Origin of the sequence: Paenibacillus donghaensis (assembly GCF_002192415.1) — a bacterium.
Classification (GTDB): Bacteria; Bacillota; Bacilli; order Paenibacillales; family Paenibacillaceae; genus Paenibacillus_AQ; species Paenibacillus_AQ donghaensis.
Map to the genome: position 1 here is coordinate 4,918,941 of NZ_CP021780.1, position 21,605 is coordinate 4,940,545.

General features: G+C 38.6%; 21 protein-coding genes, 1 tRNA gene and 1 pseudogene. 7 read left to right on the forward strand and 16 right to left on the reverse strand.

Annotation, left to right across the window (positions count from 1 at the left end; translation table 11 throughout):
• Positions 1-389: 389 nt before the first annotated feature.
• From B9T62_RS22545 to B9T62_RS22575, 8 genes and pseudogenes are all read right to left on the reverse strand, one after another.
• Positions 390-593, reverse strand: a pseudogene (locus B9T62_RS22545) (NAD(P)-binding protein); the annotation flags it as partial.
• A 105-nt stretch (positions 594-698) separates the two neighbouring features.
• The gene (locus B9T62_RS22550; protein WP_087917353.1) at positions 699-1,856 is read right to left on the reverse strand and encodes an ABC transporter transmembrane domain-containing protein; all 1,158 of its coding nucleotides are present in this window, start codon (positions 1,854-1,856) and stop codon (positions 699-701) included.
• Complete coding sequence (locus B9T62_RS22555) at positions 1,853-2,710, reverse strand: ABC transporter ATP-binding protein (protein WP_087917354.1); 858 nt, start codon at positions 2,708-2,710, stop codon at positions 1,853-1,855. Before B9T62_RS22555 ends, B9T62_RS22550 begins: the two co-directional genes overlap by 4 nt.
• 9 nt (positions 2,711-2,719) lie before the next feature.
• Positions 2,720-3,733, reverse strand: a complete 1,014-nt coding sequence (locus tag B9T62_RS22560) for a FecCD family ABC transporter permease (protein WP_087917355.1) — start codon at positions 3,731-3,733, stop codon at positions 2,720-2,722.
• Positions 3,730-4,755 (reverse strand): FecCD family ABC transporter permease, encoded by a 1,026-nt coding sequence (locus B9T62_RS22565; protein WP_087917356.1) that lies wholly within the window; start codon positions 4,753-4,755, stop codon positions 3,730-3,732. Before B9T62_RS22565 ends, B9T62_RS22560 begins: the two co-directional genes overlap by 4 nt.
• 80 nt (positions 4,756-4,835) lie before the next feature.
• A complete protein-coding gene (locus B9T62_RS22570; RefSeq protein WP_169834424.1) occupies positions 4,836-6,803 on the reverse strand; it encodes an AraC family transcriptional regulator in 1,968 nt (655 codons plus the stop codon).
• A 272-nt stretch (positions 6,804-7,075) separates the two neighbouring features.
• Positions 7,076-7,237 carry a hypothetical protein gene (locus B9T62_RS39385; RefSeq protein ID WP_157793969.1) on the reverse strand — a complete coding sequence of 54 codons (162 nt, stop codon included), beginning with the start codon at positions 7,235-7,237 and terminating at the stop codon, positions 7,076-7,078.
• 123 nt (positions 7,238-7,360) lie between these two features.
• A tRNA-Lys gene (locus tag B9T62_RS22575) sits at positions 7,361-7,433 on the reverse strand.
• A 227-nt stretch (positions 7,434-7,660) separates the two neighbouring features.
• Between B9T62_RS22575 and B9T62_RS40830 the strand changes: the two genes are divergently transcribed.
• Both B9T62_RS40830 and B9T62_RS22590 read left to right on the forward strand, forming a co-directional pair.
• Complete coding sequence (locus B9T62_RS40830) at positions 7,661-7,831, forward strand: tyrosine-type recombinase/integrase (protein WP_245864645.1); 171 nt, start codon at positions 7,661-7,663, stop codon at positions 7,829-7,831.
• Positions 7,832-8,621: 790 nt separating this feature from the next.
• A complete protein-coding gene (locus B9T62_RS22590) occupies positions 8,622-9,653 on the forward strand; it encodes a beta family protein (protein ID WP_157793970.1) in 1,032 nt (343 codons plus the stop codon).
• Here the strand turns inward: B9T62_RS22590 and B9T62_RS22595 are convergent.
• The 7 genes from B9T62_RS22595 to B9T62_RS22625 form a co-directional block, all read right to left on the reverse strand.
• A complete protein-coding gene (locus B9T62_RS22595) occupies positions 9,648-10,217 on the reverse strand; it encodes a sce7726 family protein (protein ID WP_087917361.1) in 570 nt (189 codons plus the stop codon). The genes B9T62_RS22590 and B9T62_RS22595 overlap by 6 nt on opposite strands.
• Before the next feature lie 282 nt (positions 10,218-10,499).
• Positions 10,500-11,501, reverse strand: a complete 1,002-nt coding sequence (locus B9T62_RS22600) for a DUF4365 domain-containing protein (RefSeq protein ID WP_087917362.1) — start codon at positions 11,499-11,501, stop codon at positions 10,500-10,502.
• A 506-nt stretch (positions 11,502-12,007) separates the two neighbouring features.
• A complete protein-coding gene (locus tag B9T62_RS22605; RefSeq protein ID WP_087917363.1) occupies positions 12,008-12,958 on the reverse strand; it encodes a hypothetical protein in 951 nt (316 codons plus the stop codon).
• 139 nt (positions 12,959-13,097) lie between these two features.
• Positions 13,098-13,835 (reverse strand): Qat anti-phage system TatD family nuclease QatD, encoded by a 738-nt coding sequence (gene qatD, locus B9T62_RS22610; RefSeq protein WP_245863990.1) that lies wholly within the window; start codon positions 13,833-13,835, stop codon positions 13,098-13,100.
• A complete protein-coding gene (gene qatC / locus B9T62_RS22615) occupies positions 13,832-15,133 on the reverse strand; it encodes a Qat anti-phage system QueC-like protein QatC (protein ID WP_087917364.1) in 1,302 nt (433 codons plus the stop codon). Before qatC ends, qatD begins: the two co-directional genes overlap by 4 nt.
• Positions 15,130-15,948, reverse strand: coding sequence for a hypothetical protein (locus B9T62_RS22620; RefSeq protein WP_087917365.1), 819 nt, complete (start codon positions 15,946-15,948; stop codon positions 15,130-15,132). The genes qatC and B9T62_RS22620 overlap by 4 nt, the downstream gene beginning before the upstream one ends.
• 11 nt (positions 15,949-15,959) lie before the next feature.
• Positions 15,960-17,777, reverse strand: coding sequence for a KAP family P-loop NTPase fold protein (locus B9T62_RS22625; protein WP_087917366.1), 1,818 nt, complete (start codon positions 17,775-17,777; stop codon positions 15,960-15,962).
• 278 nt (positions 17,778-18,055) lie between these two features.
• Between B9T62_RS22625 and radC the strand changes: the two genes are divergently transcribed.
• From radC to B9T62_RS41320, 5 genes are all read left to right on the forward strand, one after another.
• Entirely contained in the window at positions 18,056-18,667 is a 612-nt protein-coding gene (gene radC, locus B9T62_RS22630) for a RadC family protein (RefSeq protein WP_087917367.1), read from the forward strand.
• Between the two features lie 184 nt (positions 18,668-18,851).
• A complete protein-coding gene (locus B9T62_RS22635; RefSeq protein WP_087917368.1) occupies positions 18,852-19,193 on the forward strand; it encodes a helix-turn-helix domain-containing protein in 342 nt (113 codons plus the stop codon).
• A gap of 59 nt (positions 19,194-19,252) precedes the next feature.
• A complete protein-coding gene (locus tag B9T62_RS22640; protein ID WP_087917369.1) occupies positions 19,253-19,822 on the forward strand; it encodes a hypothetical protein in 570 nt (189 codons plus the stop codon).
• A 328-nt stretch (positions 19,823-20,150) separates the two neighbouring features.
• The gene (locus B9T62_RS22650; protein ID WP_087917371.1) at positions 20,151-20,330 is read left to right on the forward strand and encodes a hypothetical protein; all 180 of its coding nucleotides are present in this window, start codon (positions 20,151-20,153) and stop codon (positions 20,328-20,330) included.
• A gap of 29 nt (positions 20,331-20,359) precedes the next feature.
• Entirely contained in the window at positions 20,360-20,485 is a 126-nt protein-coding gene (locus tag B9T62_RS41320; RefSeq protein ID WP_281257643.1) for a hypothetical protein, read from the forward strand.
• Between the two features lie 51 nt (positions 20,486-20,536).
• Here the strand turns inward: B9T62_RS41320 and B9T62_RS22655 are convergent, their stop codons facing one another.
• Positions 20,537-21,565: a hypothetical protein gene (locus B9T62_RS22655; RefSeq protein ID WP_087917372.1), complete on the reverse strand. Its 1,029-nt coding sequence runs from the start codon at positions 21,563-21,565 to the stop codon at positions 20,537-20,539.
• Positions 21,566-21,605 lie beyond the last annotated feature (40 nt).

Below are 21,605 nucleotides of genomic sequence, written 5' to 3' on the forward strand. Positions count from 1 at the left end.
ACTAAATCCAATTTCTTATTCACGCTTGAAGTATGTTTCAAAAGTTTTCTCGGCACAGACCATGAACGGAATTTTAAAAAAACATACAAAAAAGTTCATCAGAAATAGTATCTGATGAACTTTGAGTTGATTTAGTTAATACTGGTGAGAGGACTCGAACCTCCACGGTTTCCCTCTCGATTTTGAGTCGCACATGCTATTCGGAAGATAGCAGAAGATCAGTCCAAGAAGAGGAATATAAAACCCGCGAAAAGCCTTGCAAAATCAAGGTTTTTTGTGGGTTTATATGTTTTTATCAAGCCCCGTAAGGGTTCGTGGCAATAACTCAAAAAGAAGCCGTTTTTAGACGACGGAAAGAACTTTTGATAGAACAGCCCCGCTCCCTACCATTGACGAATCAACTGCTTGCAGCGGATCGGCGTAACGCCTCCCACGTCCCAGATCATCTTCTCCGGATAGAGCAGCAACCTGCCGCCCAATTCTTACTTGGCTTCAATCAGTTTGACCTTCAAATCGCGCATTCCGCTATAATACGCAGCGTACAGTCCTGCCGGACCGCCGCCCACAATCGTTAGATCATATAATTCAGTCATCTTCGTCCTGTCCTTCTCCTGTTTAGTCTTGTTTGTATTGATTACGTTCAAGAGGCTTGCGTCGCATACAATCGTGCATAAATGCCGCCGCTACGCAGCAGTTCCTCATGCGTACCCATCTCGGCAATCTCTGTGCCCTCCAGCACCGGTTGTACCTACAAGCGCCACCGTCTTTCCGGGATCAATAGTCAGGTTCAGCCTTTCTAGTACAGGAGCACCATCTTGATAAACGAATGTGACATTTTGAAAGGAGATCTGTCCTTGTATACGCGGCAAACTGACTGCGTTTCGCTTCTCCTGTATGTCTTCCTCTTCTTCCAGCACATCATATACCCGTTTAAGGCCAGCGGCGGCTCGCCCGGCCATTTCCACCAAGCTGGAAAAGGACTTTACCGGTTGATAAAACATACCTAGGTAGGCGATGAATCCAATGATATCAGCAATACTTACCTCGCCTGTTGCCATCAATCTGCCGCCTAGTATCACGACAAACACGGTACCCAGCGCGGTCACAAATGCCAACAACGGCACAGAGGTTTCATAGAACAGACTGGCGCGCAAATAGGTCTTCGTATGTTTCATAGCCAGACGAGAAACGTTGCCCCGCTCCTCCTCCTGCCGATTGAAAATTTGGATTTCCTTCATGCCCGACAAGTTTTCCTGCACCTTGCCAGCGATTTCTCCCCGCGCCTTGGAATTCTCTCCCCACAGCGGTGACAAGCGCTTGCTTTGCCATACCGTGATCGCAAGCAGCAACGGAATCGTGATCAGACTGATCAGTGCCAGCTTCACATTGATCGTCAAGAGCAGGATGCCTACTCCGATAAAGGTCAGTCCGTTGATGATAAAGTCAGGAATGGCATGGGCAATGAAAATTTCCGCTTCCATCGCATCATTCACAACGCGTCCGGTCAAGTCACCCGTCCGGCTTCGATGGAAATAGCGCAAGCTCATCTGCTGATATTTGCTATACAATCTTGTTCTTAAATCTGCCACATAATGAAGTGCCGCATAATGGTTCATATAGCCGGCCAGTGATGTTCCGATGGCTTGCAGACAGGTGGCTCCAAGTAGCAACAAACCAATCGTCAGCGCTTCTGCGGCAAACTGGCTGCTACCTTCGGTCGCCAATTGTGTCAACGAGCGGAGCGCCCAGGGCAAATAAAACCCGGCAATCGTGGCCATCACGACACCGGCAAATCCAATGCCTAACTGCAACCAGTATTTCCGTGCGCCCAGCAGGACACGCCATGCGGTTTTCATGTGGCAATCGACTCCATCTGTTCCTTAGCTTTTAGGAATCCTTGATCCACTTCTTGGTCTCTACGCTTATCACGCAATAGCTCGTACGTCACATACACCGGTCGCCCTGTTCGTGGTTCCAGCATAATCTCGGCATCAATGGCAAACACCTCACGCAGCGTCCGTACCGTCATTACACGCTCTGGCGAGCCATGCTCCACCACCTGGCCCTCACGAATCGCCACCATATAGTCGGAGAAGCGCGCTGCCAGATTCAGGTCATGCAGCACCATCACAATCGTCACCTGCTGACTGCGATTCAGTTCATAGAGCAGTTCCAGCACTTCAAGCTGATGCGCCAGGTCCAGATAGGTGGTGGGTTCATCCAGCAGGATCAGATCGGTCTGCTGGGTGAGCGCCATCGCAATCCATACGCGCTGACGCTGACCGCCAGAGAGCGTATCGACCTCACGATGCTCAAACGCTGTAAGCTGTGTAACCGATAGGGCCCAGGTGACTACTTGCTTATCCTCTTTGGAGAGCTTGCCGAAACCTCGTTGATGAGGAAAACGCCCATAGGCGACTAATTGACCGACCGTCAAACCGCTAGGTGCGGTTGGCGTCTGCGGCAGAATCGCCATCTGCTTGGCCACTTCCTTGGTGGACAGTGTGCGGATATCGGCACCATTCAGATAAACCGTGCCATTTTTCGTCTTGAGCAGCCGACCGACTGCCTTTAGTACGGTTGATTTGCCGCATCCATTGGGACCAATAATCGAGGTAATCTGTCCACGCGGAATCTGCAAATCCAGTTCTTTTACGATAAGCGTGTCATTATAGGCAATATCGATTTGTTGCGCTGTAATACTTTCCATGACGTCCTCCTAATTAGCCTTCGCTAGTAAATAAAGAAAGTACGGAACACTGATGACCGTAATGACGATTCCCGTCGGCACATCTCCCCCCAGGCTAACCGTGCGCGTAATCGTGTCAGCCAGCACCACGACTAATCCCCCGGTCAGGCTGGCAGCCGGAACGAGCAATTTGTGATCGGGCCCGACCAGTTTTCTTGCCATATGCGGAGCGATCAAGCCAACGAAGAAGAAGCTTCCGCCAACAGCTACACTGCCAGAGGATAAAGCAACAGCAGCGATCGACAACCCCAAAAACTGCCGCTTCACGGAAAGACCCAGCCCTTCTGCCGTCTGATTGCCCAGATGGAGGGTGTTCAGCATGCGAGCCTTGTAGAAAATATAGCCGAGTAAAATCAAGACCCATGGTGCCAGTACGGAAATATAGCGCCAATCATCGCCCCACAAGCTCCCCGCCAGCCAGTGCAGCATGAAGTTCATCTGCGAATCATCCAGCTTGAGTGTCAGGAAGGTGGTCAGCGCCCCATACCCGCTTCCGAGCGCGACCCCGGTTAAGATCAAACCGATTGGCGAGATGTTTCGCCCACGGCGATACGATAATAAGAAGATCAATCCCGCCGCCAGCAGGCCGCCAACAAAGGCCAGCAGTGGCAGGGCAATAAAGGAACTCTTTCCTGTCGATGCGATGAATACGACGAAGAACAGGACAAACAAACCCGATCCCGAACTAATCCCCAGTGTCCCCGGACTAGCCATGTCATTGCGCAGCAAACTCTGCATCACGACCCCAGCCGCTCCCATTCCCAGACCTACCAAGATCGACAGTACGATTCGTGGCATTCGAAAATCGAACAGGATCAGATTTTGCTTGTCGGTGCCGTTTCCCAGGAGAACGTTCAGCACTTCTAGCGGTGAAAGATTCATCTTGCCAGAATTCATGCTAATGACAGCAAACATAAGGATGAGCACCATAAGCACTACATTGACGATGATACCCCGTTGCACCGTATAACGCTGCTTGATCATTCAAATCCCCTCCTTTGCCTGCGAGCCAGGAAGAGAAAGTACGGCACACCAATGATAGAAAATATAATGCCAATCGGTGTTTCGAACGGCTTATTGATCAAGCGGCCAGCCAGATCGGCCGATACGGTCAGCAACGCACCATATAGCGCAGCCGCCGGAATGATGTACCGATAGTCGACACCGATTATGTATCGCACAATATGCGGGGTAATCAGACCAACAAAACCGATCGGGCCAACCACGACAACAGCCAATCCAGTCAGCACGAGCACGATAATCGTCGATAAACCCTTGACCAGTCCGCTGCGAATACCGAGTCCACTTGCCACATCATCCCCCAAACTGAGCAGTGTAACGGAAGGAGATAGCGCCAGCGCCAGCAGTACACCACCAACAAATAGGGGTGAGATAATCAGTAATTCCCCCCACTTGGCCCCCGCTGTACTGCCTGCCGTCCAGAATGCCAATGCTCGACCCAGGTTGTAATTGATCGCCAAATACTGACTGAGTGCGCCAAACAGCATGGAGATGGACAGTCCTGCCAGTACCAGCCGCTGAGGTGTCATCCCGCGCTTGCCCAGTGACGCGATGAAGTAAGTGATCCCGGTCGCGAGCGCTGCTCCCAGACAAGCAAACAGCATCATCTGCCCATACGAATAACCCGGTAGAAAGGCCAGGCAAAGCGCAATCGCGAATGCTGCCCCAGAGCTGATCCCCATCAGCCCGGAGTCGGCCAGCGGATTGCGCGTCGTCCCCTGCATGATCGCACCACAAACCGCAAGGCTGCACCCGACGATCAGATCGGCTACGGTACGCGGAAGACGTAGGGTTTGAATAATTTGATGTTCAGTGAGCGTTGGATCAAATCGGAAAATAGCCTCCCATGCAGTCGCTAACCTCATATCGGCGGCGCCCAAGCTAATCGACGACGCCGACATGAGAACCGTTAATCCAAGCCCTACCACCATGTACATGGTGAAGTTCACCGCCCCACGGCGATTTTGTTCAGGCTTGTTTTTCATCGTATTTTCCTTCCCTCACCTATTGACAGCCTAGTTTGAACCAAGGCCTATAAATCGTTAAACACATCAGGATCAATCCCTTATTTAGCTAATGCCAGCAATTGATTGACAATATGATCAATCAATGCACTGGAAGTCATTATATCCGTGGACCAAGATAGCGATGAACCCACCGTTACGATCCGATTATGTTGCACAGCAGGTAGCGATTTCCAAACCGCATTATCAGCAGGAACTTCCGTATCTCCTAAGGAGATCAAATAATCCCCCATGTAAGCGGCCAAGACCTCCATAGAGATCTCTCCCCAATATTTATCTGCGTCAATAATATCAGTTTGAACTTTTGACGGTGCCTGCATTTGAAGTTCATTATAAATAAGCTCGCCAACCGCATGCTTGGCTCCAGCGATGGCGTTAATTTTATCACTGAATTCTCCCATAGTAATCGTCACGTCTGAAAGGCCTGCATTCTGAAGGGCTAGCTTCGCTTCTTCGATTTTGTTGGCATAAGTATTCAAAACAGCCTCAGCCTCTTCCGGCTTATTCAAAACATCGCCAATAAAATGGATCCGCTCTTCTGTAGTCATATCACCATAAGGGACATAAATTGTCGGGGAAATTTTGGATAAATCTTCATAATTCTCTTCGCCCCATGCTAATATGATCAGATCAGGCTCAAGAGTCATGACATCTTCCGGCTCCATTTTTATGTTAATTGAATCTTTAATCTGGTTAGAATAAACAGCCTCTGTCTCGCCCCTTGTCGCTCTCGCCACACCTAGAGGAGTTACACCTAAAGCTACCACATCACCAACCAGATAATCGACTACAACACGCTGAGGGTTGTTAGGTACCTCAACATCACCCTTTACTGTGGATATCGTTCTGGTCTGCGAGACTGCTTCTGAAGCTTTCGTCTCCGGTACTTCCGGTTGTGTCGTCTGTTGTGTCTCCGCAGGCGGATTCACCGTTCCCCTGTTATTCGCTGGCGTCCCCGACGTACATGCCGTCAACAACAGCATCAAGCTCATCGCCGCCACAAAGATCATTTCTTTACTTCTTACTTGTCCAAACATGCTTGATTCCCCATCTCTATAAGACTTGACTAGATTCGCCAGTTCCCTCTCATTGTAATGAAGATGAGAATCATTATCAATACCATCAACCTGCATGGATAGTGCGTTTATTTTCCGATAATCACTCGGCGTCATCTTGTAATACTTCTTAAACATCCGAAACAGGTTCTTCTCATCAGCAAAACCAGATCCTGTTGCTATCTCTTTAATGGTTGCTTCTGTATACTTCAAGTCATGACAGGCAGCTTCAATCCTTCTCTGAATGAGGTACTCCTGTAAGCTCATCCCTTCCTTCTTTTTGAACAACCGCGTCAATTGCCCACCACTGATCCCAAACATGGCGGCAATATCCTGAAACATAATCGGTTCCCTGTAATGTTTATCAAGATATATTTTGGCAGAACTGGCTGGAATGGGCTGGAGATAGCGAATCTCACCACCCTCAAAATCTCTGTACACCCCATGAATCAATTGATATAGAAAACTTTTGGCCTGAAGCTGATCCATCGCCTTGCCGCGGTTCCAGTCATTCAACATTTGTTGAAACCAATCGAGCAGCAAGATGGGATTACTTGGTGTATAACCAAACTGTTGAACAAATGGATTTACTTGCTCCAGTAATTGCTGCAGGTGCTTCTTGAAAAAAAGAGGTGATTCTGCTTTATAAAAGACCATAAAGGTCTTCACAATCTCCCTTTTAGGCGAAATACTGAGCAGGCTCCCCTTCCCGCCATGAACTAAACCGAAGCGTTCCATTCCAAATGTGGTTTCATTCAGTTGAATTTGCGCTTCACCTCCACAGGCATAGATAAACATGCTACTAGGCATTTTATACTGCTCCAAAGGGTATTGGGACGCTATATTCTGAAAGCGTACATCTATTAATGTAATGATCGAACGTGTCCAAATGCGGGCCATCGTATCGATCATCTCCGGTGTAAATACCTGGCTTGCTTCTGCTTCTTCTTGCATCAATCCGCGCTCCCTCATCTCACTTTTCCCAATTTATATACCGACCATAAATTGATTTTGATTATCATTATCATAATTCATAAGGTAAGTATATCATCATTAAGTGACATTGGGGGAGCAGGCAACGGACGTTATGCTTTTCATCATCTTTTTAGCATTTTACTGACTCAACCAAGTCCTTATACAATTAGCAATGCTATTCACTTGCTCGCAATAATGCTTCGGTTACATATTAATCTGAGCAGTAGTCGAATAAATGTCAGTGTAATAATTTAATCCGAATTCCATATCGATGTCACGGTTTCATATACAATGCCTCCCGCGCCATATTTGCCACCATGAACGGTCATCGTTGCATCAGCCCCGCCTTCAAACACTGATACGGTGTGCTCTTCAAAGCCAGCTTGGGAAAGTTTGGTTTTGGCGTCTTCCAAAATTCACTCTCACTTAGATTACAGATCCAAGCTTTCTTAGCAATGCTATGTATGGAGTCTTAAAATAAAATAAAAAAAGGCCCACCAGATAAATTATCTGATGAACCATTATCTTTAATGTGATACCGGCGAGAGGACTCGAACCTTCGACACCCTGATTAAAAGTCAGGTGCTCAACCAACTGAGCTACACCAGCGTATTACAGGTGTTATAAATGGTGGCTCAGGCCTTTGAGGAATTACTGTTACGAATTCGTGAGCTTCAAGCACTTAACAAGGCCATATGTGGTAAATCCTACTGCACTGATTATGAGGAGTATATCTATTTGGATAAGTTGGGACAACGAGTTAAACCCGGCTATATCACACAAAACTTTACTAGAACTCTTAAAAAAATGGTTTACGTCATATTCGCTATCACGACCTGCGTCATAGTTGTGCAAGCCTCTTACTCGCCAATGGAGTCAGCATGAAAGAAATTCAAGAATGGTTGGGACACAGCAACTATTCCACAACAGCTAACATATATTCTCATTTGAAATACAGCTCTAAAGTATCATCAGCTTCAACGATGAGCAATGTTCTGGTCTTTTAATAAAAAAGATCGCATTGCCCTCAATACTCCATGAGAGTCATGCGATCTTCTCCTCGTTCTCTCCTTCGGAAAAAGGAGAGAACTGAAGGAGAGAACTCGATAAAAAGTTCTCTCCTAATCTGTTTCAAAAACCAAGGTTTTTCGGAAAAAACCCTTATAAATCAAGGATGCCGAGGACGGGGGTCGAACCCGTACGGTACTCACGTACCGCAGGATTTTAAGTCTTGAAACAGCCTTCTTAGTACCTTTTCTACACTACGGGAAGGTCGAGCATAAAGCCTTTAACCATGCGGGTAAACGGCTCTTTTTTGTGTTCCATACTCTCTGCGTTCAGAGATTTGGATATGCAGCCATGTTAGCAAAAATGTTAGCAAACAGATTTGAGCAGAGGCCTTACAACTCTACTTATTTTTACATTGAAAGAGTAAAATTTTTCTGAATTTGACCAAATCCAATTTGCATGTCCCTCACATAAGCAGATGTAAAAGTATCCAGGTCTAAATTCTCAAAGAGCGATAAGGTCCAAAGCCATCTCCTCTCTTCAAGGTATAAGTACGCTTTTAAGCCGTAAAGAAATTGAAAAAGAAAACTTAGCAGAGCAAGGTATTGAGAAATGAATTACGTATTAAACAATAGGGACATAAAGAATATTTAGACCATTAGGCATGAGAAAATAATCGTTTTTTGTAACAAAATCTCAGAAAGTTCACATAAATAGGAAGGTAAATTCTATCAGGAATAGAATTTCAAGAATATGCAGGAGAATATACTCAGTGAAGGAGAGAATTATATGACTTATTACCCAATACTTAAAATCTCAAATGCAGAAATGGGAGCTTTGGAGCATTTAAAAGAAGAGACTATCGATTGGATAACTCCAATTCTAGAATCTAAAATAATTGCTAAAGATAAAATTGAACAATGGTGGACTACTTTTCGAACATTAGGAAAGTACTTAAGGGGAAAAATAGGAGAAATGACTTTTATTTATGATTTCTCTTCAGCCTTTGAAAAGATAGGAGAGATTCGTCAATTAAAAGATCAAAATGGTTTTGATTTAGTTCAGCATTGTATTATGGCAATGGAGGAAGCACAGTTAAATTTTATTCCTTGTGTACATTTCGATTCCCCTGAATGGTTTATAAATTCTGTGTTGACATCAAATTCTGAAGTAATAGCAGTTAGAATTCGATGTCATGCTTTTAATTCTCCTATGGAGGAGATTGTTCAAAAGCGGATTCTTGAAGAAATTATTGGACTAAACAATGAAAAAAAGTATATTCTCATACTTGATTTTTATAATTCTCCAATAAGCCTCACTCGTATGGAAACTTCAATCAAAGTTTTTTCCAGTCTCCCCTTTCAAAGAATTGTATTTGCATTGACTTCTTGTCCAGAAGATGCAAACAAAGCAGCCCCAAATTCATTTACTCTAATCTGTCAAAGAGAAGACTTGAAAACGTTTAGAAAGTTACAAGAAGGCTATCCATATATTGAGTATGGAGATTATACCGTAAGATTAAAGCCAGAATTTGAAGGAAATGATATAAATTACTATAATACTTATTTGAAATTATTCTATACCACAGAAGATGATTACTATATTGCCAAATCTAGTATATTAGAAAAAAATGGAGTAGAGAGTTTTATAGCCATATGTCAGGAAATAATAGAAAGTGATGTTTATTCAGGGGCAGACTTTTCATACGGCGATTGGGCAATTAAAGAATGTGCTGAGAAAAAACTCATTATCAGTAACCATCCCAAACCAATTGAGTTTGGGATAAATCATCATATTGAACTTACTGCAAGGTTGTTATAATTCCTTTCGCCAATTTGGACGATTTTTAAGAGCTTGGTATGTGTATTCCCTAAGTAAATTCAAGTCAGCTTCTTGCGAAAAAATCTCAAGAAGTTGATTTTTTTTTAGATTTTTAATTTTTTTAGGAAGGCTAAGAAAATCCACTAATCCCTCTAAATCTTTTTTCCATAATAATCTTAATAATAACTCTTTATCCTGATTATTTTGTAACCTACCTTTTCTCTTTTCAATCAAACGAGTGCTATCAGCACTTATAATTTTTATTCCCCACCACTCCGGAACCATTTCACAAATTGGTTCATAATATTTTCTAGACGATACTATGGTCATTCGTTGAAATAATCTATTATAAAAACTAATTTGTCTTGGTAACCGATTTAGATTGTCTTTATCACTTTTAATTTCATATCCATGAATTATTCCATTCACAACTGCGACATCTACTCTGGAAGCTCCAAAGTCGATCCCTAACTCATTAATAATTCTTGTGTTTAAGTCATTACCATGATTTATCTTTAGTTCATTTATAAGCATTGCTCTAACATATTGGTCATTAACAAGCATTAGTATCACCTGAATTATAGATTCTTAAATCTTAAGTTTAATACATACCCATCAGACATTGTAAGAATACTTTATTAAGACTCATAACGTCAAATGGAAACGCAATCTAAATAAAAGCATTAATTACTCAGTCTTGAGTTCACCTTTTAATTATCGATCAGCTCACTTCATGACTACGTTAAATAATTTTACAACTACCAAGATAGTAAATCCCTTTTTTTAGGGTTGCTTGAATATTATGTTCATCTGATATCTATGCCCTTGTGAAAAAAATTAATAATATCAACTTTCCTGTAAATATGTTTTTAAGTACTCAAATATCCCCAATGAAATTTCTTTATTAATTTCTAGGCTTAGTTTATTTTCTTCTGTATAGATATTGAGGTTAATGTAATTCTTTTCTATAATTTTTTTCAAATCATGCCTATCAAACTCTGCCAAATATCCTTCATCACTTTTTACTGTCTTAATTTTCCTGCAGTAAGAGTGCATAAGTAATGTTAATCCAGTATTCATTTCACGAGTATCCAAAAAGTAAAACCATGGAATCCCTACCTCAACTGATTTTTTTAGCCAGTCCATTATCTCTGGTATTTGGAATATTTCTCTATCATCTTCATCATAGGCTGGGAAAAAAATATCTAGAGTTGATCTTGATTTTATCAGAATGTCTTTATTCTTCGATAGTCGTTCTATAAAATTTATAATATAGTCAAAGCTGCCAGTAAGTATTTCTTTTTTTGGAATTGCTACAACTCTGAAACTGGCACCTTGAAGGGTGGCGTCAATAGCCCAATTATATTTTATTTGATCTTCGTAATTAATAATTGGACCTACAGTTTGAAAAAGTTCATCTTGAAAATTACTTATAAGTAAATTATCTTCTGGGACTTCTATCCACCAGCCATCGCCACTATTCGGTGAGGTTTTATCAATTTCAAACATTACCCAATTCATTCGTTGAAAATCCCCATCCATTATTACAATATAAACTGGAGATTGACTATTTAAATAGTAGTTCAAATGCTTAGTCTCACCAACAAACTTATATCCCCCACTAGTTTTTGATCTAAAAAAGGAATCTCCATGCTTCAATTGAATGCCAATAAGCTTTCCAGAGACATTATCATTTTCCACAAGTTCAATATACCCATCAATTCCAAAATCATTTTCTTGGTTGATTGGGTGATAAATACAATTAAGTTCAGCATTCACATAGTGCTGGAAAAATGTCTGGCCAACAGTTCCCTTTAATTGATTTTTATTTCTTTTTGGAAAAGACATCTTGAATTTCCCCTATCATAAGTAGCATTTAGCATTGATTTCATCTAATTTCCTCTAACGTTCTCGTATTCACGACGCTTGGTGAATGCCAAGTGTGTCCGACTGCTCCCTCTTCCTCGAAGTCCCTCAAACCAAACCGAGGGCGTATATCTGATGCGTAAACACTATGTTAGATGAAGCATGAAAATCCCTTGAATAATCTTTAAAATCGTAGAAAAACATTCTACAATTTTATTATTTAAAAATACAATATTCATTCTTGTATACATAGGTCTTATGAAACTCTGGAAGAAAACAATAACTAAAGATACAAGAAAGAGAATCTTAAGGTTTTCCTGAATGAATTTAACAAATTCCAATTATTACTAACATAATATTCTGCATTTGGATCTGAACCATATACTGAAACTTATTTTTAAATTGGACTTTTAGTTTCATAACGCTCTCCTAGAAGATTTAAAAAAAGGCATTTTTCTTTTAGAGACTTCAAGACTACTTGACTCTTACTATATCAATAAGCTTACACTTACAAAAGGCTCCGACTCAATGTTAAACTTAGCAATTTTATTTTGTAATAAATCGATTAGAGATATTTCTTGTGACAATACCTTTCTCAAATCGTAACCATCCATTAGAAAAACCGATTTGTCAGGATGTTGTTTCATTAACGGTATAACATGATTTGACCAACCACTTATTGAAACAAACAAGCCCATGGTTTGTTTTCCAGAACGAGCTACTTTTCCATATAACGAATCCAATTGTCTAATATCTGTTAATTGGGTAGTCCATTTAATTTCAACTATGTAATGCCAGCCATCTATTTTAAAGGCTCCATCAATTTGTTCTCCACCATCATTTCTACGAAAACTTTCCATAAGAGCAATATCATAAACATTAAAAAGCATGTTCATGAGTTCTTCTAACATAAATCCTCTCTTTTGTGGATTTTCTTTCATGACAACAAGATCGTCGTACATCAATAATAAAAGTTCAGAACCTTTCTTTATTTCAAGTTCCTTTTCTATTTTTGCTTTCTGTTTTTTTTCATTCAATAATCTCTTTTCTTTTTCACGTTCCTCATTTAAAATACGTACTTCTTTTTCTTCCATGATTTCAATTAAATTGAGAACTTCTCTAGCTTTCTGTACTGTGGCCCTTGCCTGCATCTCATTACCCGCCAAATGAAATTGTGACCAATGCGCACCAATACTTATTATCTTTCGTATACTTTTTTGATTCTCTGGTTTTTCTTCCAAAGCATCTAGAATGATAGCCCCCATTTCTCTTTTAGTTAATTGTTTTCCATCTGGATTTCGCCTCTTTAATAAGTCTGCAAAATATTGTTTATTTATACCGGCAGGTTTAAGTATATACTCGTACATTTGATTTTTTATATTTACAAGAGTTGCAATTATTTCAATTGCTAGTTTTTTCATTTCAATGTTAGTCTGCATATAGAATATCTCCCAACTTAATTTAGAATGTCCTAACATCAATAATGAGCTGGATAAGCAACAAAACTCCACCGTTTGGTAGGAGTTTTGTTGCTTAAGATTTTTATGAATAATGGGATATCAGTTACTCTTTCTTTATCTATGCATCTAATAGTTGCTTAAAATTATTTTTCAAAATATCATTTACTGAATCTAATTCGATCCCTTTGATTTTTGATAAGCCTTCTTCAATTCTTATTATAAAATCTAAATTATATAGCTTTTTAGTAGCTTTAGTAAATGGCGCATCACTCTCAATTAAAATTCTATCTAAAGGCATGTTTTTTATTAATTCCATTCCTTTCTTACTATTAACCATGTCTAAGTTAACAGAAAAATAATGTCCATTATTTATGGCTAACTTTAACTCAGTAATATTTCCACTGAACCAGTGCATTATTACCTTACCATTAAACGAATCACCTATTATTGATAGTACATCATTGACTGCTTTTCTACTATGAACAGTTAATATTTTTTCTCCATATTTATTACACTGGGCAATCAACTCTGCGAAGGCATTACGTTGCACTTCTCTGTTATTAAGATCTTCTTTAACATAATCTAATCCCACTTCCCCAATATATTTAGAATTCTTTATATTTTTAATCAGGAGTGGTAACTGGTTTTTATATTGAAAAGCTAATTGCGGATGTAAACCTAAAGCGAAACGAATGTACTTTAAATTTAGATATTCTCTACAATATTTTTCATATAAGGAAGGTAGGTTTGTCACTGCTATTGTATATGATTTATTTAACTCAATGTAATCAATAACTTCATTAATATTTTTGTATAAATCTAAATGCATATGTGTATCAAATTTAAAGTTATTCATTTAATCCTATTCAGCACCTCTCCCAATTCCTCCATACCTCTTATGTAAATTTGTGCATATTTATCAATATCTGCTTTTATTGGACCTGACTTTTGCACAGATAAAAACGCAGTTTTTTCTTGATACTTGTTTAATCCCAACATATAGGAATTAAAATTCACCTTGGCAGTCTCACCACTTTTAAAGTCAATATCTCTGTAAACAGTATAATCCTTAAATCCTGATTTAAGAATTGCCGCCCTTCTAATAACACAGGGCAAACAATTTCCACAGTGACATGCTTCCTTTTCACCTAACATCCTACCATGATCTGGATGTGAACAAGACATTGTATTAGATATATTTCTCTTTAAAAAATTCATATTTTTACACTCTAAAATCATTTCACCCTTTGTTTTAAATTGGTACGGATTACGAATACTAATGGATAATCCCAACTTTTGAATAAGTGTTTGTAACATATCTAAGTAATAAGGATGGGTTGTACGTGTACTACTACTTCCTAGTCGTGAATTTGTTAGTGGTATATTTAATGAAATTAAGCCATTCTCAGGTATTAATAATTCAATGCTTGTATTAATACTTGTAGCTAGAGCTATCGCATGGCAAAAAAACATAAATGATCGTGTTCTAGTTGTATCTTCTTTACCATCCCTAGCTGCTGCATGGAAACTGAAAAACTGATCCTCATTAACCGTATATTTTTTATACAATTTAGCCTTTAATAGATCCTGGTATTCCTTTACACCTTTTCCTCCACCATAGTGACTGACAAATAAAACGTTATCACAACATTCTTCCAATGCGTCAATAGCTCCGATAAAGGAGTCCAAGCCTCCAGAAAACATACAAATTTTTTTTACATCAAGCTCTTTTTCAACACTTCTTTTTTTATATTTCTCTCTAGCTCTAATTTCCATTTGAGTATACTCTCTACTTCTAAAAATAATATTCCACTTATCTCCACTTAAATAATTCAGCATTTGTTCGAGCAATTCTTTATTATTATTCCATTTATCCAATTCTAGTACGGGTATATATAAATTATACACTCGTGTCCATGAGTCATAAGTAGAATTTCTGTCGCTAATTCTATCTGCACCAAATACAAATAAGGAAATATATAAAAAATCCAACCCAATGTTAGAAATAAAATTCGGTAAGTTTATTAATTTTTTTATAGACTCTTTACTCCAAAATGTATAAGTGTATTGTCCGCTGTTATTAACATTATATTCAATAAAATGAGAGTCTATAACAAAATCATCCGCTTCACTTAATTTGCAAACAATATTCACAAACTCACCTCCAGCACTTCATAGCATTCTCTATACAAATTGCCAATGATACTATCAATACTTTTATCGTTATAATCCAATTTACTCATTTTAATATCATCGAACTTTATTTCAACGGAAACCTTAACGTATTCTCTTATTTCTTTTTCTTTTTGCAACGCTATTTGAGCATTATCCGCATATCTTTCAAATCTACTTTGCAAATCGTTTAACATTCTTTCGAATATGTAAGTACTAACGTAACTTCTCATAATTTCATCAAATATGACTTCATTCATTCTATCTAACGACGTAATATCCATTTGATTTTCCTCGATAAACTCATAGATCATACACTGAACCTCAATAGTAGCATTTCTAGCTATAATATCTTCTTTTGTGTCAGAATTCGGCGATATCAGATTTACTATTTCGGACAACAACGTTTCAATACTTTTACCGATATAATCGATGTGCAGCTTCTCAAAAGTTCTTAGTATACCTATTTGACTAATACTTAAAAGTAGTCTTCCAAGTTGTACAGTTGAGCTTTTTCCTGAGATAGCTTGATTTGAAGCAGCTCTTGAACCTCCTGATGCTTTAACATAATTACTTACAACTCTTCCTCTACTATTAGAACTTCCGGTTATATACTGAGACATTGCTTTTTTTGTTTCTTGCCAAGAACCTTTTACTGGAGTATCCTCCTTTTCAGGATTATTACTATTTTCATCATCAGCTTTGCTTTCTTGGTCATTATCCAAATCATCATTGAATCCTTCTGGTAGTAATGGATTTCTATCGTTTGGACCTCCATATATACTTGATGTCCCCATGTTCTCCCTCCTTATCTTCTAAACTCTCTTTGTATCATAGCTGATAAAGACGTATTTTCTACTGACCAACGCTCAGTTATTTCTAAAACCTCGAGCTGTTTATTAGATTTATCCATGAAATCCTTTACTAACTTTATTAGTGCAGGAGTTAACCGCTCTCCAGACAGTCCGGTTAGATTACTTAAAACATTTGAATATAAAATCTCCTTGGTCTTTCCCCAATCTAAAAAAGCTTTAAAATTATCTGTATCTATGCTAGTGTCTGAAACAATCTTTGTAAAAACAGCTTGGAGTATTTCACCCGATTCAGAATCATTGATTTCTGTCGACATTTGAAGAGCTTCAGTTGTGCCCGTCCTTGTTTTACTTAACAATTTTCCAAGGACTTTTTGAGCCTTCGGACTTAATTTTACAACACTTGTATCAAATCTTTCGTCTAAAGAGGATCTTGAAAAATAAAAGTAAGGCATCAGATCTATATCAGATAAATAAGGATCGATATTACACCAATCCTGTACCCATGCGTCGTCCTTCCACAACTTTAATTCATTAGACTCAGTTAATTGTTTAGATTCCAGTAGTTTCAGCTCTTGAGGTTTACCTTGTTCACTAGATGCTAATTGGGCTATTTGGCGAAATAATGGAGACTTAAAATACTCAAGCATCATTATTTTCGCAAGTATCTTTCTATCTAATTGGACATCCTTGTACCAAGCCATTTTTTCTCTCATAACCAAAGAATTTAGAAACCTTTTGCAATGCCTTGGGTTACCATTTAGTCCATTGGCTAGAACAGAAGAGAGTTGTTTAGCAACTGATAAGCTATCCTTTACTTTCTCAGCTAATTCGGGCAGTGAAGCACTGAGTACTGAATAATCTATAGAGAAATTAAGAAAATTGCTTCTTTTTTCGGCATTTATAAAATTCATCATTTCTTTAAATTCATCATTAGTTAAGTCCTTTTCAAATAATAGGCAGGTAATATACAGTTCAACTTCTTTTGAATTAAGCCTTGGAATCCTAATTGGATACTGAATAATTTTTTCAAGGTATTCTTTGCCTATGTCAATTTGATGACCTTCTATTTTATCAAATTTTCTCTTGACGGCATAAGAAATATGTCTTTCATCAGCCCCAACAATAAATATTGAATTACCTGTAAACAAAAATAGCCTAATCGCTTCTAGCGTCTCAAGAATTGTTTCTGGACTACAACGGTCTAATTCGTCAATAAATATTACCAATCTTTTAATGCTTGTTTCTTTTAACAACACTGAAAAGTTCTTTTGGAATTCCTTTATATCTTCTCTTATTTCTTTATTGCTTAATTCATCTTTCATTCCTTCAATAATACTCTCTGTTTCTAAGTCTTCTGATTTTTCTTTAACTTTCGAAATTACATTATTCAAAGTTATATCTGCTACTGTTCCGATTCCTCCAGTTAAAAAAAAATCCGCACCATATTTCAGACCGTTTTTTAACAGTTTTAATTTATCAACACTCTTGTATAGCCCTTTTATACATTTTAAAGCCTTCTCGCTCAACTTTGTTTTTTGCTGAATAGTATCTAAAATACTCCCCATCAATGCAGTCTTAGCATCTTCGTATCCTTCAAAGAGCCATCCATTAAACACCATACATATTGTATCTTTATCATCTTCAAAGCTTTTCATGCTCATACTTATTAAACTGGATTTTCCACTTCCCCAATCACCATACACCCCCACGCTGGAAGGCAATAATGTTTCATCAGCAATAATATCTTTAAGAATATTGATTAAATAATCAAAATCTAAAAAGTCAAGTTCTGTTTCACTATCTTTCCACATGATCCTCTATCCCCCAATTCAAATGCAATTCTACTTTAATTCTATTTCATGCGACAATTTTCCTGCTTTTGGATAAAAACGCAGTCAAAAAAGACTATTTATTGTCGAGTAGAATCCCAATACTAATCGTTTATCCCTAAATTTTAATTCTATATTATATCTCTGATACCTATACATGATAGGTAGTCCTCGAGAGTGGTCAAACTGAATGCAGAATCAGGAAACATTAAATTGTGTCCGACTCTTTGTTTCTCCCAAATACTATCAGGAGGCGTTATATGAATCACCATAACAATGAAGAACTAAAGAAACTGATATCTGAATCCTTAAGAGAACGACCTGATAGCTATCCTATACAGCAACTCTTTGAGGAGTTCCCTACAACCTCAGAATTAATGGATGTATCTGAACAACAATTAGTAAGAATAAAAGGTATTGGTATGGGAAAAGCTCGACAAATCACCTCAATGTTGAAGCTGGCCAAACTGCTCACGATTCCATCATCCCAAGAGCAAGTTAAAATACGTAGTCCTAAAGATGCATTTGAACTGCTTGAGCCTGATTTCAAATTTTCTACAAAAGAATATTTCATCTGTCTATTCCTCAATACAAAAAACTATGTAATTTCTAAGGAGATCATCTCCATAGGCTCTCTGAACGCCGCTATCGTCCATCCTAGAGAAGTATTTTATGCAGCGATAAGACGCTGTAGCGCCTCGATCATATGCGCTCATAACCACCCGAGCAGAGACCCGGAGCCATCCATTGAGGACGTTAATCTAACAAAACGACTCATAGCCGCTGGGGAAATCATAGGAATAGAAGTCCTTGATCATGTAATTATTGGTGGCAACCGCTTCTACAGTTTGAAAGAACACGGTCATTTCTAAATTTCATTAACTCCAATTTGAACGTCCCTCACATAAGTAGGTGTGAAAAACCATTTTTAAATGCTTTTATCCACGGTTTAACCACACTCCGTATCAATTCTCTACTATAGGCGTTGAAATCCGCACTATATCCTGTTGAGCCTCCTACCAAAAAATTCTATCGTTTGATTAGGGGTGAAGGGAAATGAACAGCATCGAATCTATTGGGGAAAATATCAGGATTTTACGGTTAAAAAATGGTTTCAGTCAGGAGCAGCTTGCACTAAGTGCAGGGGTAAACACATCTTACATTGGGCAGATTGAGCGTGGAGAGAAGAACCCTACAATCAAAATAATAGAACAAATCTCGGTTGCTCTGGAGATCACCTTAGTTGATTTATTGACGTTCTATGATCCGAAGGGAGGTGTGAAAAGCAGTTGCTATCCTTCAACTTTAACTATAACCCCTGAAACCATTAAGCAGTGTCTACTGGAAGTACTGATGGACAATACAAATATGATTATTAAAAACAATAAAGTAACTTAAAGAGCCGTTAGTCTTTTAGTTATTGAATTAGCTTAATCTATAAAATTGGAGGAAAAATAATGATGAACAGTGCTTCAGGCAAGCATATATTTGCCCAAGAACCTATAGTCTTAAAGAACCCTATGAATGGCTATAGAAAATGGTACTACGGCTTAATTCCTGTATCATGCATTGCTTTTATGATAATCGGGGGTCTGGGCTTTGGTTTGTTTATTGGTTTTATTATTGGATGGGCTTTAGCCTATATGATTGTAAACGGAATAGCCGGAGTGAGATTATTGAAGTTAAACTTCGCAAATCATCCTATGTCAGCACTGATTACAAATGAACAGTTATACGGGCGGTTGAGTACTTTCGCCCATCCTGATTTCACAGTTGAAAAAGGGCAGGGACGTGTTCGCTTTGTTTTTAAAAATAAGACTGTGCATACAATCTGGATTGACGAGAAAAAACAGACGTATTCTGTCATTTCAAAATTCAAGAAAAAGAGTATGATCACTAATCGGCATAATTCAGGTATCAAAGAATACATACATGCCTATAATGCCAACCCTTTTGTTCAAAATGCCATTAATTCAGCAACTCTATCCTTCAAAAAACAAGAAGGTACTATTCTTCAAAAAGCATAATTCAGATTTATTGGAGGATATAAAGCCATGATTGAAATATATATTCTTCTTTCTATACCATTTGGTTGGAAGTTCATAAGCAAACTACAACGTAACATCACAGTATTTACAACAATCTCTAATTATATCGTTTACAAAATCATCTTATCTGTATTTGTTGGCTGGGCAGTAACGCCGTTTTACTTGATCGGGTATCTATTAAAGTTAGTTCGAGTGTTCAAACCACCTTTAAGCAAAAAGCAGCAAACAAAATAAAATCATCAGTAGACGGGGGAGCATTAGCTCTTCCCGTTTATTTTGCGTTAATCCCTGAGAGGAGGTGAGAATCATGGATAAAGTAATTGAAACTGCCGGGAAGACAGCGCTGACCGCAGCTGGCGCACTAATCGGAGGAGGAGCAGGAGCAGCACTTGGCACTACAATATTCCCCGGCGCTGGAACAGCCGTTGGTTACTTATTTGGTGTTGGATATGGAACACTCAGCGGCCTTAAAGCTTGGAAACATTAATCAAAATAAATTATTGGAGGAATTAAACGATGAGTGATTTTTGGGAACGTGTAGTAGAGTCTGCTGTAGATGCAGTGAGCCAAACGATTGAAAACAAATTTGATGTGGTCGAAACTGCACAAGATTTGTACGATATGTACAGTGAAGAAGAATAACTAGAATTAGCTCACTTGAAGCCCGTGAATTAATTTATCGCGGGCTTCATTTTATTCAAATCCCTCCTCAATTTCCGCATAAAGATTTTCAATAAAATCAATATCCCAATCTTCAGGAATTAGAACAGGATTAATATTCAAATCCCTAAGCTTCTTAAGAAGCTTACCAAATTTATCAGCAGATTTCTTAGCATTTTCACCATTAATATAAACTTCTTTTGCTTTAGTGATTCCACCGCAATGTTCGATGAATTTAAGCAAAGAAATGAGTGTTCGACGCTTCAGAAAATTGGGCACCCTTAGATTTATTATTTGCTCTGCCTTCTTTAAGGTATGATAATCACCTTTCCCAACGATTAGTTTGTAAAACTTTATGACTTCATTTTTCAATCTTTCTTGGCTTAATAATTCCTTCACAGTTTCTTTTCCATCTCGAACTTGAGTTTCAAATCGGAGTATTCCCTTTGTCATTGTAAAATCTCTGAATTTCTTGCTTGATTCCTTCTCTTTGATTAAAAGTGTCTCATAACGATTATACCAATTGACCGTTTTATTCTCTGACATCAAGTAACAGTTAGTAATGGAAGAGAAGTATGCCTTGGTTTTATGATTATTCCAGAAGTAATCTGGAATGAATCCCTTTTTAAATAAGGATAAATATTTGGGAATTAACTGTTCTGGTAGCTTTATATCCACAGCAGCTTCTATTCTTTTAGCTGTCCAATCAAAAAAATCGGGGACTTTCAAGGAGAGAATATCCTGTAATACATAATTAAAGACATTACGAACCCCTTCAAATTCAGATACTTTTGTTACGCAATAGTATCCATCTTTATCAATAGTAAGTTTGGGACGTAAACGCACCTCTATAGAATAGTGGCCCCAAGACGCAGCTCGCAGTCGAATTTCTTGAAAACCAAACTCAGAGAATGCATTTGTGATACGGGCATTTTTATCATACTTATCTTTACGGAGTTGGCCCGTATTGAAGTATTTTTTTAAGTATGTCTGCATTAATGTAAAGGCTCTATCATGTTCTCTCTTAGTCATTGCATATACCAGATACATCATATCCACCATGAATGAACAGCACCTCCAACACCCCCAAAGCCTACATGAC